Origin of the sequence: Nocardioides humi, assembly GCF_006494775.1 — a bacterium.
Classification (GTDB): Bacteria; Actinomycetota; Actinomycetes; order Propionibacteriales; family Nocardioidaceae; genus Nocardioides; species Nocardioides humi.
Genome location: NZ_CP041146.1, coordinates 3,658,806 through 3,672,322, shown reverse-complemented (window position 1 = coordinate 3,672,322; position 13,517 = coordinate 3,658,806). Strand labels below are relative to the sequence as shown.

13 protein-coding genes and 1 pseudogene are annotated in these 13,517 nt (G+C 72.7%); 6 read left to right on the top strand and 8 right to left on the bottom strand.

Annotated elements, in window-relative coordinates:
- The first annotated feature begins 13 nt into the window (after positions 1-13).
- Entirely contained in the window at positions 14-697 is a 684-nt protein-coding gene (locus tag FIV44_RS17935; RefSeq protein WP_141005627.1) for a GntR family transcriptional regulator, read from the top strand.
- Between the two features lie 6 nt (positions 698-703).
- On the opposite strand, the gene FIV44_RS17930 is transcribed toward FIV44_RS17935, so the two are convergent.
- Together FIV44_RS17930 and FIV44_RS17925 are read right to left on the bottom strand one after the other, a co-directional pair.
- Positions 704-1,672, bottom strand: coding sequence for a LysR family transcriptional regulator (locus tag FIV44_RS17930; RefSeq protein WP_141005626.1), 969 nt, complete (start codon positions 1,670-1,672; stop codon positions 704-706).
- 31 nt (positions 1,673-1,703) lie between these two features.
- Positions 1,704-3,158: an aldehyde dehydrogenase family protein gene (locus tag FIV44_RS17925; RefSeq protein WP_141005625.1), complete on the bottom strand. Its 1,455-nt coding sequence runs from the start codon at positions 3,156-3,158 to the stop codon at positions 1,704-1,706.
- Between the two features lie 146 nt (positions 3,159-3,304).
- Here FIV44_RS17925 and FIV44_RS17920 point away from each other — a divergent pair, with 146 nt between their 5' ends.
- Together FIV44_RS17920 and FIV44_RS34140 are read left to right on the top strand one after the other, a co-directional pair.
- Positions 3,305-4,102, top strand: a complete 798-nt coding sequence (locus FIV44_RS17920; RefSeq protein ID WP_141005624.1) for a helix-turn-helix transcriptional regulator — start codon at positions 3,305-3,307, stop codon at positions 4,100-4,102.
- A gap of 53 nt (positions 4,103-4,155) precedes the next feature.
- A pseudogene (locus tag FIV44_RS34140) lies at positions 4,156-5,700 on the top strand (FAD-dependent monooxygenase); the annotation flags it as partial.
- A gap of 108 nt (positions 5,701-5,808) precedes the next feature.
- On the opposite strand, the gene FIV44_RS17910 reads toward FIV44_RS34140, so the two are convergent.
- On the bottom strand, positions 5,809-6,885 hold the full coding sequence (locus FIV44_RS17910; RefSeq protein WP_141005623.1) for an AraC family transcriptional regulator: 1,077 nt from the start codon (positions 6,883-6,885) through the stop codon (positions 5,809-5,811).
- A 208-nt stretch (positions 6,886-7,093) separates the two neighbouring features.
- On the opposite strand from FIV44_RS17910, the gene FIV44_RS17905 reads away from it, so the two are divergent.
- Together FIV44_RS17905 and FIV44_RS17900 are read left to right on the top strand one after the other, a co-directional pair.
- On the top strand, positions 7,094-7,660 hold the full coding sequence (locus FIV44_RS17905; protein WP_246086484.1) for a flavin reductase family protein: 567 nt from the start codon (positions 7,094-7,096) through the stop codon (positions 7,658-7,660).
- 66 nt (positions 7,661-7,726) lie between these two features.
- Complete coding sequence (locus FIV44_RS17900; RefSeq protein WP_141005622.1) at positions 7,727-9,301, top strand: 4-hydroxyphenylacetate 3-hydroxylase family protein; 1,575 nt, start codon at positions 7,727-7,729, stop codon at positions 9,299-9,301.
- A gap of 35 nt (positions 9,302-9,336) precedes the next feature.
- Here the strand turns inward: FIV44_RS17900 and FIV44_RS17895 are convergent, their stop codons facing one another.
- From FIV44_RS17895 to FIV44_RS30645, 3 genes are all read right to left on the bottom strand, one after another.
- Positions 9,337-9,789 (bottom strand): RrF2 family transcriptional regulator, encoded by a 453-nt coding sequence (locus FIV44_RS17895; RefSeq protein WP_141005621.1) that lies wholly within the window; start codon positions 9,787-9,789, stop codon positions 9,337-9,339.
- Between the two features lie 425 nt (positions 9,790-10,214).
- Positions 10,215-10,964 (bottom strand): SDR family oxidoreductase, encoded by a 750-nt coding sequence (locus FIV44_RS17890; protein WP_141005620.1) that lies wholly within the window; start codon positions 10,962-10,964, stop codon positions 10,215-10,217.
- Positions 10,965-11,075: 111 nt separating this feature from the next.
- Entirely contained in the window at positions 11,076-11,243 is a 168-nt protein-coding gene (locus tag FIV44_RS30645; protein WP_181410672.1) for a hypothetical protein, read from the bottom strand.
- A 134-nt stretch (positions 11,244-11,377) separates the two neighbouring features.
- On the opposite strand from FIV44_RS30645, the gene FIV44_RS17885 reads away from it, so the two are divergent.
- Complete coding sequence (locus tag FIV44_RS17885; RefSeq protein ID WP_141005619.1) at positions 11,378-12,010, top strand: GNAT family N-acetyltransferase; 633 nt, start codon at positions 11,378-11,380, stop codon at positions 12,008-12,010.
- Here FIV44_RS17885 and FIV44_RS17880 read toward each other — a convergent pair.
- Together FIV44_RS17880 and FIV44_RS17875 are read right to left on the bottom strand one after the other, a co-directional pair.
- A complete protein-coding gene (locus FIV44_RS17880; RefSeq protein ID WP_141005618.1) occupies positions 11,936-12,475 on the bottom strand; it encodes a GNAT family N-acetyltransferase in 540 nt (179 codons plus the stop codon). The genes FIV44_RS17885 and FIV44_RS17880 overlap by 75 nt on opposite strands.
- Positions 12,476-12,687: 212 nt before the next feature.
- A complete protein-coding gene (locus FIV44_RS17875) occupies positions 12,688-13,467 on the bottom strand; it encodes an SDR family oxidoreductase (RefSeq protein ID WP_141005617.1) in 780 nt (259 codons plus the stop codon).
- Positions 13,468-13,517: the final 50 nt, after the last annotated feature.

Here is a 13,517-nt window from a genome sequence, read left to right as displayed (position 1 = left end):
CGCATGAGCGACCATGAGTGAGGCCGAGGACGCCCGCCGCGAGGTGGCGAGCGAGCGCGTCGCCAACATCCTCGCCGCCCGGATCCTGGACGGGTCGCTGCCGCCGGGGACCCGGATCCGGCAGGACGAGCTCGCCGAGGAGCTCGGCGCCAGCCGCATCCCCGTCCGGGAGGCGCTGCGCATCCTCTCCTCCCGCGGCCTGGTCACGCTGCGGGCCAACGTCGGCGCCTGGGTGTCGCAGATGACCCTGCAGGACCTCGGTCTCTCCTACAAGGTCCGCGAGCGGATCGAGCCCCTCCTCCTGGCCGAGAGCATGCCCCGGCTCACCGACGCCGACCTCGACCACATGGAGTCGCTCCAGCAGCAGATCGAGGAGAACGACGACGTCGAGGAGTTCCTCCGCCTCGACCGCGAGCTCCACTGGACGTCGTACCGCGGACACGACGCGCCCCAGCTCGCCGACATGGTCCACCGGCTCTGGGACACCACGCAGCACTACCGGCGCGCCTTCGTGCGCCTGGCCCGCTCGCAGGGCTCGTGGGTGATCAGCGCCGAGCACCGTCTGCTCCTGCAGGCCCTGCGCGCCGGCGACGAGGAGACTGCGGGCACCGTGCTGACCATGCACATCCGGCGTACCCGCCTCGCGCTCGCCGACCATCCCGAGCTGTTCGCCGCGTCCGACAGCACGCCCGGCTGAGCCTCGTCAGGGGCGCGCCGGGCGGCGAGCACGACCGGCCCGTCCCCCGGACGAGCGGCCCGAGCCTGCCACCTCGCGCGCGACATCGGCGACGACGCCGCGGACCCAGGACAGGACCGGGTCCGTGGTCCGGCTGGGGCTCCACCACAGGGTCTCCACGATCGGCGGGATCGCGACGGGCGGGTCCAGCACCCGGATGTCGGCGGTCCGCTCGACGTGCGGGAGGGCGCGCTCGAGGACCAGGGTGACGAGCTCGGTGCCCTGGAGCAGGATCGGGGCAAGTAGGAAGCTCTCCACCCGCAGCTCGACGTTCCGGCGCAGGTCGATGCTCTCGAGGTAGGCGTCCACGAGGGAGACGGGCTGGCCGGCGCCCATCGAGTACACGACGTGCGAGAGGTCGAGATAGGTCGCGAGGTCGAGGTCGTCGCCCACCCGCTCGTTGCCCTCCCAGACGCAGCACCGCCACCGGTCCTCGAACAGGCTCTCCGAGGCGAGGGTCGCCCCGTCCATCACCTCCACCGGCTCGATCACCAGGTCGACGTCGCCGCGGCGCAGCATCGCGGCGGGCTCGGCCGCGCGCGGCAGCAGCTGGACGGCGACGCCGGGCGCCTCCGCCGCCAGGCGCCGGATCAGCGGAGCGACGATCAGCAGCGCGCTGTAGTCGGAGCAGCTCACGCTGACCGTCCCGCTGTCCGTGGCCGGATCGAAGGCGACCCGGTCGTTCAGGGCCACCTCGATCACGGTCAGCGCCGTCCGCACCGGCTCGACGAGGGACCGGCCGCGGGCGGTGGGCACGAGGCCGTTCCCCTCCCGCACGAGGAGCGGGTCGCCGAGGAGCTTGCGCAGTCGGGCGAGGGCACTGCTCATGCCCGGCTGGCTGATCCCCACCCGTCGCGCGGCCCTGGTGACGTTCCGCTCCGCGAGGAGGGCGTCGAGGGCGACGAGGAGGTTCAGGTCCACGCCCGCGAGGTTCATTGCTGGAGGATACGGCGGCGCCCGGCGGCCGTCAGCGCAGGATCGCCTTCAGCTCGGTGAACTCCTCGACGCCCTCCTTGCCCATCTCCCGGCCCACGCCCGACTGCCGGAACCCGCCGAACGGCGCGAGGGGGTTGAACGCCGCCCCGTTGACGTAGACCTGGCCGGCCACCAGCCCGCGCGCGAAGGACAGCGCGCGGGCTGGGTCGCCGTACACGGCCGCCGTCAGCCCGTACGCCGTCCCGTTGGCGATGCGCAGGGCGTCGGCCTCGTCCTCGTAGGTCAGCACGCTGAGCACCGGCCCGAAGACCTCCTCCTGGGCGATGGTGGACGACGGGTCGACGTGGGTGAGGATCGTCGGCCGGACGAACGCGCCGGCCTCCAGGCCGGGGATCCGCCCGGGTCCGCCGTACGCGACGACGGCGCCCTCGGCGACGGCGGTCTCGAGGTAGCCGTTCACCCGGCTCCACTGCGCCTCCGACGCGAGCGGGCCCACGAGCGTGGACTCCTCGGCGGGGTGGCCGGGCGCGAACGCGGCGGCCGCGGCCGTGAGTCTCCGCACGACGTCGTCGTGTCGCGCCGCGGGCACGAGGAGCCGCGACCACGCGCCGCACGCCTGGCCGGCGTTGCTCCACGCGAACTGCAGCGTCTCCGCGATCGCCCGGTCGAGGTCCGCGTCGTCGAGCAGGATCGCCGCCGTCTTCCCGCCGAGCTCCAGCGCGACCTTCTTGACCGTGCGGGCGGCCGTCGCCGCGAGGTGCCTCCCGACGGCCGTCGACCCGGTGAAGGAGACCATGTCCACGTCGGGGTGCGCGGCGATCGCCTCGCCGACGACCGGGCCGTCGCCGTACACGATGTTCAGCACGCCTGCCGGCAGGCCCGCCGCGGTCGCCGCCTCGGCGAGGATCGGCCCGGTCAGCGGCGAGGTCTCGGCCGGCTTGAGGACCACGGCGTTGCCCGCGAGGAGAGCCGGGACGATCTTCGTGACGGTCTGCTGGAGGGGGAAGTTCCACGGGGTGATGGCGCCGACGACGCCCACCGGCTCGCGCACCACGAGCGCGTTGCCCCGCTCGGCCTCCCACTCGACCTCGTCGACCAGGCCGGCGGTCGCGGCCGTCACGATCGCCGGGAAGGTCGCCTGCGCGGCGCGCGAGAAGGAGATGGGCACGCCGATCTCCGTCGTGATCGCCCACGCGATCTCCTCCTGGCGGCGGGTCAGCTCGTCGGCGAGCCGGCGCAGCACCTCCGCCCTCGCCCCCGGCGCCGTCGCCGCCCAGGCGGGCAGCGCGGCCCGGGCCGCCCGCACGGCGCGGTCCACCGTCTCCGGCGTCCCGACCGGGGACCGCCCCACCACGCGCCCGTCGACCGGGCTGAGGAGCTCCCTGACGTCGCCGGGCCCGGCGACCACCGTCCCGCCGATCCAGTGTCCGGGGACCTCCAGCACGGACGTGCCGCGCTCCAGCTGCTGTTCGTGAGTGTTCGTCATGACACCACCGTGCGGCGCCCCACGGGCGGCAACCATGCCACGATCGGGCATCCCTGACCGCGCGCCCGCCGGGAGTGGGCCGGGAGTAGAACGACGGGTCCCGGCGTTGGGCCCGCGGACGGTGGAGACACCCGGGGAGGTGCGGCATGGATCGTGGTCGACTGGCGCTGTTCCTGCGCTCGCGCCGGGAGGCGACCCAGCCGGAGGACGTCGGCCTGCCCCGCACCGGCCGGCGCCGTACGCCCGGGCTGCGCCGCGAGGAGGTGGCCGCGCTCAGTGGTGTCGCGACCCACTACTACACACGGATCGAGCAGCCCCGCGGGCCGGTTCCGTCCCCGTCGGTCCTCGCCGCGATCGGCAAGGCGCTGCGCCTCTCCGACGAGGAGAGCACGTACCTGAACCTGCTCGCCGGCTACGCGCCGGGCGGCTCCGGCACCGATGAGGACAGCACGCTCGAGCACGTCGACGAGGGCCTCCTCCGGGTGTTCGACCAGGTCCGCGACGCACCGGCGATGATCGTCACCGATCTCGGCGAGACGATCGCGCAGACGCCCCTGGCAGCACGGATCCTCGGGGACGAGACGGGGTACACCGGCCTGGCCCGCGCGCGCGTGCACCGGTGGTTCACCCGACCGTCCGAGCGTGCGCTGACCCCCGCGGCGGACCACGCCGCGCACAGCCGGGCGCTCGTCGCCCAGCTCGCCTCCGTCAGCGCCGGAGCGGGCTCCGGCTCGCGTGCCGACCGCATCGTCGCCGACCTCCTGCGGTCCAGCGACGAGTTCCGGACGCTCTGGCGCGAGCATCCGGTGTCCGGGCCGCGGTGCGCCCCGAAGCGGATCCGGCACGCGGAGTCGGGCGAGATCACCCTGCGCGGGGAGACGCTGCTGGACCCCGACGGGCGGCACGCCCTGCTCCTCCTGCACATCACTGCTGACGATGGGTGACATCACTACCATCAGTCTTGCTGATATGCCGCGGCGCTCCTACCTTGAGCGACATGACACAGATCGATCGCGACGACGTGCAGGTCCTCGTCATCGGAGGAAGCCTGGTGGGGCTCACCACCGCGATGTTCCTGGCGCGCCAGGGGGTCGACGTCCTCGCCGTGGAGCGCCATCCCGGCACGGCGATCCATCCCCGGGCCGGGCATCTCCATCTCCGCACCCTCGAGCTGATGCGGTCGGTCGACCTGGAGGAGCCGCTGCGGCGCCTGTCGGCGGAGCGCTACTTCCCCAACGGGTGCGTCAACGAGGTGCGCTCCCTCAGCGGCGGTGAGATCGCGACCTTCATCCCCGACCTCAACGGGGGCGTCGACGAGTTCAGCCCGTCCCGCCGGCTGTTCGTCGCCCAGGACGCCATCGAGCCCCTGCTCCGCGCGCGGGCGCTCGAGTACGGCGCCACCCTGCTCTACGGCTCGGAGGCGTCGATCGAGAGCAGCGGGGACGACGGCGTGGTCACCGTCGTTCGTGACCTGACGACCGGCGCGGAGCGACGGGTCCGCGCCCAGTACGTCGTCGCGGCCGACGGCAACCGCAGTCCGGTCCGGTCGTCGCTGGGGATCGAGATGGTCGGCCACGGCGAGCTGTCGCGGAGCGCCACGATCTACTTCTCCGCCGACTTCCGCCACCTCCTCGGCGACCAGGAGCTCGGCGTCACCTACGTGACCAACGACGACCTGCGCGGCTTCTTCCGGTTCGAGAGGTCTGGCCGGTCCGGGTTCCTGGTCGTCAACACCCTGGGCGACCCGACCGTACCGGCGAACCTCGACGTCTGGCAGGGCCTGACGCCCGAGCGCGCCGAGGACCTGGTCCGCAGCGCGCTCGGCGACGCCTCCATCCAGATCACGGTGGACGACATCGCGCTCTGGCGGGCGACCGCCGACGTCGCGACCAGCTACGGCACGGACCGGGTCTTCCTGGTCGGGGACGCCGCCCACGTCGTCCCCCCGAACGGCGGGTTCGGCGGGAACACCGGGATCCACGACGCGCACAACCTCGCCTGGAAGCTGGCGATGGTCGTCCACGGCCAGGCGGGAGCCGCCCTCCTCGCGTCGTACGACGCCGAGCGACGCCCCATCGGCCGGTTCACGATCGACCAGGCCTACACCCGGTTCCGGCGCCGGGTGACCCCCGAGCTCATCGACGACGGTCTCCCGGCGCTCGTCGACGACTTCAGCGCGGAGATCGGCTACCGCAACTTCTCCGACGCCGTCGACGCCGAGTCCCCCACCCCGGCTCCCGCCGATCTGGCCGTCCACCCGCGCGAGGCCGCCGGCGAGCCCGGCACCCGTGCCGCCCACTTCTGGGAGGACGAGGGACTCTCCGTCCTCGACCTGTACGGCGACGGCTTCGTCCTCCTCACCGGCGAGGACGGGACGGCGTGGCACGAGGCCGCGGCCGAGCTGACGCGGCGTGCGGACGTCCCGCTGGCGGCCCACACGGCCGGCGTGCCGGCGGCCGAGCTCCAGCGGCTCTACGGCATCACGCCCGGCGGGGCCTCACTGATCCGTCCGGACGGGTTCGTCTGCTGGCGGAGCAGGGAGCGCGAGGCGGACGCGGGCAAGGCCCTGGCGACCGCACTGGGCCGGGTCCTCGCCCGCCCCTGGCCTGACCTCCCGACCGGACTCCCCTTCGCGGGGGCGCGGCGTACCTCACCGTCGGTACGCCGCGCCCCCGCGAACGGCGTTCTCGAGGGTCTCGGACGGCAGCTCGCCGAACTGCGCCTGGTAGGCCCGGGCGAACCGGCCGAGGTTCGAGAACCCCCAGCCGTAGGCGACGGTGGAGACCGTGCCCTGGCCCTGGCGGAGCTCCGCGCGAGCCCGCATCAGCCGCTCGCGCCGCAGGTACTGCATCGGGCTCATCCCGAACCGCTCCTGGAACTGCGTCTGGAGCGCACGCGCGCTCGCACAGCCGATCCGGCACAGGTCGGCCAGCGAGTAGGGACGCTCGGGGAAGGACGTGATCGCGTCGACCACCCGGTCGACCGCCGAGCTGGGCACCCGGTACTCGGCGCCCTCGAACAGGAGCTCGCTGTAGGAGTGCGGCTGGGCGAGCAGCAGCCCGCTGATCAGGCTGCGCTCGAGCAGCTCCGCGTGCCGTCGTACGGCGGGACCGCCCTCCGAGCCGCTGTTGAGGAACGCCACGAAGCCGGCCAGGGAGGCGACCCACGCGCGTCCGGGACCGGCGACCGTCGGCATGGCCATCCGGAACTGCAGCGGCTCCACGACCGGTCGGCGCAGCAGTCCCTCGAGCTCGTACTCGACGCTGCGCGGGTTCAGCTTGATCAGGAGCTGGGCGGCGTCCTTGGCCCACGCCGGCACGTAGGTGTGCCGGCGCGGCGAGAAAACGGCCGCCTGGCGCGGGCTGGCCACGGTCTCCTCGTGGCCGCAGCGGGAGACCACCTCGCCCTGCAGGGGTACGTCGACGTGGTAGCCCAGCAGGTCGCCCGCGTCGATGCTGACGGCGGTGCCGAACCGCACGTAGCCGATGGTGATGTGCTCGAGCTCGACCGCGGACAGCCGCGGGTCCTCGAGCAGGCCGCGGCCGTCGAGGGGCCGGACCCGCGCCGGGTAGTAGTGGCCCTGCAGGCGGTCGCGGAACAGGCCGAAGTCGGCGTCCGCCACCTCGTTGGGCATCCGGTCGAGGGCCCACGACCCGGAGGCACGGCCGACCGGTCCCTCCTCCACGACGGCGGGGGACTCTCCTTCATCTCTCGGCTCGCGGCTCACGCAGATCCTTACGCCACAGCCTCATCGGCGCTGAACCAGACGGTCTTACGACCCTCAGCGTAAGCGGGTTCGGGCCCCGGTGACACGACTCACAGAAGACTTTGCGCAATCCGTCCGACGGGCCGCGCAATCCGTCTCGTGGCCGGGGTCGCCGCGTTCCTACCGTGATCGGACCCCGTGACCCACCGCACGAACCGGAGGACCCGCGATGCGCATCGATCCACGAGAGCTCCGCAACTGCCTGGGCCATTTCGCGACCGGCGTCACCGTGGTGACCTGCCACACCCCGGACGGCACCGCGCACGGCGCGACCGTCAACGCCTTCACCGGCGTCTCCCTCGAGCCTCCGCTGGTCCTGGTGTGCGTCAACAACGGCTCCCGGATGAGCAGCTACCTCGACGGCGTGCCGTTCGCGGTGAACGTGCTGCACCGCGACCAGCAGGACCTCGCCCTCCACTTCGCGGGCCGGCCCCAGGTCGACGAGATCGACTGGCGCACGCGCACGCCCGGCGACGGTGCGCCGGTCCTCGCGGGGTGCCTCGCCACGATCTCGTGCACGCCGTGGCGGACCTACGACGGCGGCGACCACACCCTCTTCCTGGGCGAGGTCCAGGAGATCCACCGGGCGGCGGGCCGACCGCTGCTCTTCCACTCCGGCCAGTTCCACGACCTCCACCACGACCCGGGCCCGGCCCCGTGGGAGGGCTCGGGCGACGCGCCCGCGGCGATGGCCTGGATCGCGGAGGCCGCAGCGCTGCTGGAGCAGCGCATCTGAGACGTCCCGGGCCCTCCCGGGCGACGCACCACACCGCAAGTCACATCAACACGAAGGAGCCGAGCGATGACTCTGCAGGAGTCCGTTCCACCGTCGGCGGAGGACGTCGCGCAGCGCGTGACCCGCCCGATGACGGGAAGCGAATACATCGAGAGCCTGAGGGACGGACGGGAGGTCTACCTCTACGGCGAGCGCGTCGAGGACGTGACCACCCACCCCGCGTTCCGGAACCCGGTCCGGATGACCGCGCGGCTCTACGACGCCCTGCACGACCCGGACCGCCAGGACGTGCTGACCACCCCGACGGACACCGGGAGCAACGGATTCACGCACCCGTTCTTCCGCACGCCGCGGACCATCGAGGACCTCAAGGCCGACCAGACCGCGATCGCCGAGTGGGCGCGGATGACCTACGGCTTCATGGGCCGCAGCCCCGACTACAAGGCGAGCTTCCTCGGGACGCTCGGCGCCAACTCGGAGTTCTACGGCGAGTACGCCGGCAACGCGCAGCGCTGGTACCGGGAGTCCCAGGAGACGCTGGCGTACTGGAACCACGCCATCATCAACCCGCCCGTCGACCGGCACCGCAACCCGGACGACGTCAGCGACGTCTTCCTGCACGTCGAGAAGGAGACCGATGCCGGCCTGATCGTGAGCGGCGCGAAGGTGGTCGCCACCGGATCGGCGATCACGAACTACAACTTCATCGCGCACTACGGCCTGCCCATCAAGAAGCGCGAGTTCGCCCTGGTGTGCGCGGTTCCCGCGGGCGCGCCGGGCATGAAGCTGATCTGCCGGCCGTCGTACACGAACCAGGCCGCGGTCACCGGGTCGCCGTTCGACTACCCGCTCTCCAGCCGCCTGGACGAGAACGACACCATCTTCGTGATGGACAAGGTCCTGGTCCCGTGGGAGGACGTCCTCATCTACGGCGACACCGAGGCCGCCAGCAGCTTCCTGCCGCACTCCGGCTTCCTGCACCGGCTCACCTTCCACGGCGTCACCCGGCTGGCCGTCAAGCTCGACTTCCTGGCCGGGCTGCTGCTCAAGGGGCTCGAGGCCACCGGCACCAAGGACTTCCGCGGCGTGCAGACACGGGTCGGCGAGGTCATCAACTGGCGCAACCTGATGTGGTCGCTCTCCGACGTCCAGGTCGCCCAGCCGGCGGAGTGGAAGGACGGGGCGCTGCTCCCCAACCTGGACTACGGGATGGTCTACCGCTGGTTCATGACCCAGGGCTACCCGAAGATCCGCGAGATCATCATGCGCGACCTGGGCTCGGCGCTGGTCTACCTGCCCTCGAGCGCCGCCGACTTCAAGAACGAGAACATCCGCCCGTACCTCGACAAGTACGTCCGCGGCTCGCACGGCATGGACGCCGTCGAGCGGGTCAAGCTGATGAAGCTGATCTGGGACTCGATCGGCTCGGAGTTCGGCGGGCGTCACGAGCTCTACGAGATGAACTACGCCGGCAACCACGAGCAGATCCGGGTGGAGGCGCTGCTCAACGCCGAGCAGTCCGGCGCCGCCGACCGGATGCGCGGGTACGCCGAGCAGTGCATGGCGGAGTACGACCTCGACGGGTGGACCGTGCCGGACCTGATCGGCAACGACGACGTCTCCTTCCTCAACCGGAGGTGACCTCGCCCGGGCGTGCCTGGTCCGGAGCCGCGGTCCTACGTCGCCAGGATCTGCCGCAGGCCGCTGGTGTCCAGCGTCCCTGCCAGCTGGGCGATCGTGGTCTCCGCCAGCGACCGGCGCCAGGCACGCTCGGCGTCCGCCATCACGCGGGCGATCCCGCACGGCGTACGGCACTCCCGGGGCGGCAGCGCGAGCTCACCCTGCTGGCGGATCTCGGTGCAGCGGAAGGCGGGATCGGTGCCGTCGATCGCCTGGACGACGTCGAGGACCGTGATCCGCGTGGGCTCCCGCATCAGGACGTAGCCGCCATCCCGGCCCTCGCTCGGGCGGGCGATCCCCGCACGGGCGAGGGCCTGCAGGTGCTTGGCGAGGTAGGTCTTCGAGACGCCGTGCAGCTCCGCCAGCCGGGCACTGGGCACCGGCTGCTCGGCCTGGCTGAGCACCACGCAGCAGTGCAGGGCCCACTCCACCCCCGCCGAGAGCCTCACGCGATCACTCCCTCCGACAGCCGTCCCCGCCCGCGCAGCGGCGCGGGCAGGGACAGCATCCTCGCATCAGTCAGGCTTGGTACGTGTTGAAGAAGGTCCTGGCCTGCTGCGCGCCGCCCCGTCGGCGCCTCGCGGCGGTGCAGATGCTCGATGGTGCAACCAGACCGCCGTCGCATCTAGGGCGCGTCTGACAAATCATGTCCTGCTGCGCGCCGCCCGACACGCACGCTGGCGGCGTTGCCGACGCTCGACAGACGCCCGGTATGCCTTCGCATCGGCGCCTTGCCATCGGACGCGTCGGACGACGCTCGCGACGGACAGCATTTGCCAGACACGCCCTAGGTCTGAACGAAGTGGCCTTGGCGAGCCACTCGACGGATGCGACGCTCGCGACGATCAGGACTTCTTAAACACGTACTTGGTGCTCACGCACGGTCGCGGAGCCAGGCGGCGAGCGTCGTGGGACCGATCCAGGCGTCGACGCCCGGCGTCGGGACGAGCGCGACGTCGTCGAGCTGGGCACCGAAGTACCCGGCCGCGGCGTCCGACACGACACGCCGCTCGTCGCCGGTGGCCGCGAAGAGACGACCGACGAGCTCGTCGATCCCCTGCGCCTCCGGGCCGGCGATCTCGAGCGTGCCGTTGACCGGTGCGCCGGTGACGACCTCGGCCAGCCGGGCCACGACGTCCTGGGACGCGATCGGCTGGAGACGGCCGGGCGTGGCCCGGACCTCGCCGTCGACGGTGGTGGAGTCGGCGATGCCCGGGAGGAACTCGAAGAACTGGGTCGACCGGACGATGGTGTACGGCACCGAGCCGGCCTCGACCCCCGCCTCCTGGGCCAGCTTGGCCCGCATGTAGCCGGAGTCGGTGAGCCGGTCGGCGCCCACGATGGAGAGGATCACGTGGTGGCCGACGCCCGCCTCCGCCTCGGCGGTCACGAGCTCCCGGGTCGAGTCCCGGAAGAACGCGAGCACGTCGTCGTCGGCCCACGAGGGCGAGTTGGTCAGGTCGACCACGACGTCGGCACCGGCGACCGCGCCGGCCACGCCGGCGCCGGTGGTCGTGTCGATGCCGTCCTCACGGCCGAGCGCGACGACGTCGTGGCCGGCCGCGCCGAGCCGGTCCCGCAGCTGGCCGCCGATCAGGCCGGCACCGAAGATCACGATCTTCATCTCTTCCTCCATTTACTAAGACAGATTGAGTCTTAGTTATCTCAGACAATCAATGTCCGAGTCAAGACCGGCTCGGGATGCCGCCCCTCGGCGCCTCGCGCCGGCGGACGATCAGCCTCCGGGCGCCTCCTCGACCACCATCACCGCCGCATGGAGGCTGCGGAGCCGGACGCCGTACGCCCGCAGCTCCACCTCCTCCACGCCGGCGCGGGCCTCGGCCGAGGCCAGGCGGGCGAGCTCCAGGTCGAGCTCGGCGTGCAGGTGCTCTCGCTCCGTCATCGGTCTGCTCCTTCGGTGCGGGCCCCGGCAGGTCGCCGGGGACACACCGTCGACCGGGATCGGCGCGCACGCGTGACGGCACCGTCGTCCGGCGGCGCTGTCACGGGACCTGCCGCGCCGCGGTCGTTCCGGGCATGGACCAGCCGATCACCACACCACGCCTGTCCCTGCGGCCCTGGCGTCGCGCCGACGCGCCCGCGGCGACGCGGATCTTCGGTGATCCGCAGGTCGCGCGCTGGCTGGCGCCCGCGCTCCCGCCCGTGCCCGACGAGACGGAGATGACGCGGACGATCGTCCGCTGGCAGGCGGAGACGGGCGTGCCCGGCGAGCCGGTCGGGCACTGGGCGATCACGTCCCGCGGCGGCGACGACGTCGTGGGCGGCGTGGCCGTCCGCGACCTCGGGACCGGCGACGGCGACTACGAGCTGGCATGGCAGCTGGCACCCGCGGCCTGGGGTCGCGGGTACGCCGCCGAGGCCGCCCGGGCACTGGCCGTCGCGGTGCTCGACCGCAGCCCCGTCGACGAGCTGCTGGCCCTGGTCCGCCCCCGCAACCGGCGCGCCGCCGCGACGGCACGGCGCCTGGGCATGGAGTGGGTCGGCGAGACCGACAAGTTCCACCGGCTCCGGCTCCAGGTCTACCGCCTCAGGCGCGCCGACCTGCTGCCGTCGCTGCTGAAGGAGGCAGCGCGGTCACGCGTGCTCCGCGACGGACAGCTGGCCGTGGCGCATCCGGAAGACCTGCTGCCGGCGCTCCGCATCCCCTGACTCGCCGATCCACTCCATGCCGATCCGGCGAGCGGTGGCGGACGCGCGCTCGTTGTCGAGCTGCACGATGGCGAAGACCTCGGTCACCGGACCCTCGTGCAGCGCCCAGTCGATGAGTCCCTCGGCCGCCTCGGCGGCGTACCCGCGACCCCAGGCCGCGGGCGCCAGCGCCCAGGCGATGGTCAGGTCCCCGTCGGCCGACGGCACGAACTGGAGGGACAGGCCGCCGACGACCCGCCCGCCCTCGCTCAGCTCGACCGCCCAGTGACCCTCCGGCACCGGCCGGCCGTCCTCGGCGGACCAGCGGACCAGCGTCCTGCGGAGCGCCGCCGGAGTCGACAGGGACAGCCGCGGATCCAGCCGCGAGTGCACCGCGGGCGATCCGTAGACCCTGCTCGCGGACGGGTGGTCCACAGCCCGCCACGGCCGCAGGGTCAGCCGCGAGGTCTCGATGACGCGTGACATGTCGTGTCCTCTCACGTGGCGTGCCGCAGGACCTCGGACGAGGCCCTGCGGCACGGAGGGAAGGTGACGAGCGGGTCCAATCGCTCTCTGCTTCCGGCGTGGCGGCGTGCGCCGCCCCGGTGAAACCCGGTCGGACTCGTCCTTACCTGCGACTCGACCTTCGCTCCGGGTGCTCTCCGCCGGGCTCTCGCCGGCGGCGGTACGACGCTCGGTCAGCGGGCCGCCGTGGCGGCGGCCACGCCGGCGAGCCACTCCGCGAACGACGGGCCCACCAGGTGAGCCCCCTCCCCGGGCAGCAGGACGCCGTCCCGGACCAGGTCGCCGACCGGTCCCGCGGTCACCTCGACGGTGTCGCCCGTCGAGCGCGCGAACGCGGTCGACATCGCGGTCAGCGACTCCCGGCCCGGACCGCCCACCTCGTTCAGGTCGCCGGCGATCTCGCCGGTGGCGACGCCGAGGAGGACCTGCACCATCGCGTCGACCGCGACGGGCTGGGTCACCAGGTCGGGGACCACCGTGCGGTCGCCGTCCCTGCCCCAGCCGATGGCCTGCCGGGCGATGTCGTGGAACTGCGTCGACCGCACGACGTGCGGCGAGGGGGCGTGGGCGGCGGTGGCCTGCTCCTGCGCGTACTTCGCGCGGTAGTAGCCGTCGAAGCCGGTGCCCGCCTCCTCGTCGGTCGCGGCGATCCGGTCGACGCCGATGATCGACAGCACGACCGAGCGGCCGACGCCGGCCTGGGCGGCGGCCGTGCCGAGGTTCCGGGACGCCTCGGTGAAGAAGGCCGTGGCCTCCGCCTCGTCGAGCGTGGGACTCTGCATGACGTCGACGACGGCGTCGGCTCCTTCGAGGGCCTCGACCAGGCCGTCGGGCCGGAGGATGTCGAAGCCGGTCTCCTTGGCGAGCGGGACGACCTGGTGGCCGGCGGCTTCGGCCGCCCGGGCGAGGGACGACCCGACCAGTCCGGTCGCGCCGGCGATGGCGATGCGCATGATGTCTCCTTCGGGAGTTCGGTGACGGTCTGTGGGACTTGCGATCAACC

Bases quoted from the DNA above. Each gene is read 5' to 3' on its own strand.
- FIV44_RS17935 (WP_141005627.1), top strand. From the start codon at position 14: ATGAGTGAGGCCGAGGACGCCCGCCGCGAGGTGGCGAGCGAGCGCGTC.
- FIV44_RS17930 (WP_141005626.1), bottom strand. From the start codon at position 1,672: ATGAACCTCGCGGGCGTGGACCTGAACCTCCTCGTCGCCCTCGACGCC.
- FIV44_RS17925 (WP_141005625.1), bottom strand. From the start codon at position 3,158: ATGACGAACACTCACGAACAGCAGCTGGAGCGCGGCACGTCCGTGCTG.
- FIV44_RS17920 (WP_141005624.1), top strand. From the start codon at position 3,305: ATGGATCGTGGTCGACTGGCGCTGTTCCTGCGCTCGCGCCGGGAGGCG.
- FIV44_RS17905 (WP_246086484.1), top strand. From the start codon at position 7,094: ATGCGCATCGATCCACGAGAGCTCCGCAACTGCCTGGGCCATTTCGCG.
- FIV44_RS17900 (WP_141005622.1), top strand. From the start codon at position 7,727: ATGACTCTGCAGGAGTCCGTTCCACCGTCGGCGGAGGACGTCGCGCAG.
- FIV44_RS17890 (WP_141005620.1), bottom strand. From the start codon at position 10,964: ATGAAGATCGTGATCTTCGGTGCCGGCCTGATCGGCGGCCAGCTGCGG.
- FIV44_RS30645 (WP_181410672.1), bottom strand. From the start codon at position 11,243: ATGACGGAGCGAGAGCACCTGCACGCCGAGCTCGACCTGGAGCTCGCC.
- FIV44_RS17885 (WP_141005619.1), top strand. From the start codon at position 11,378: ATGGACCAGCCGATCACCACACCACGCCTGTCCCTGCGGCCCTGGCGT.
- FIV44_RS17880 (WP_141005618.1), bottom strand. From the start codon at position 12,475: ATGTCACGCGTCATCGAGACCTCGCGGCTGACCCTGCGGCCGTGGCGG.
- FIV44_RS17875 (WP_141005617.1), bottom strand. From the start codon at position 13,467: ATGCGCATCGCCATCGCCGGCGCGACCGGACTGGTCGGGTCGTCCCTC.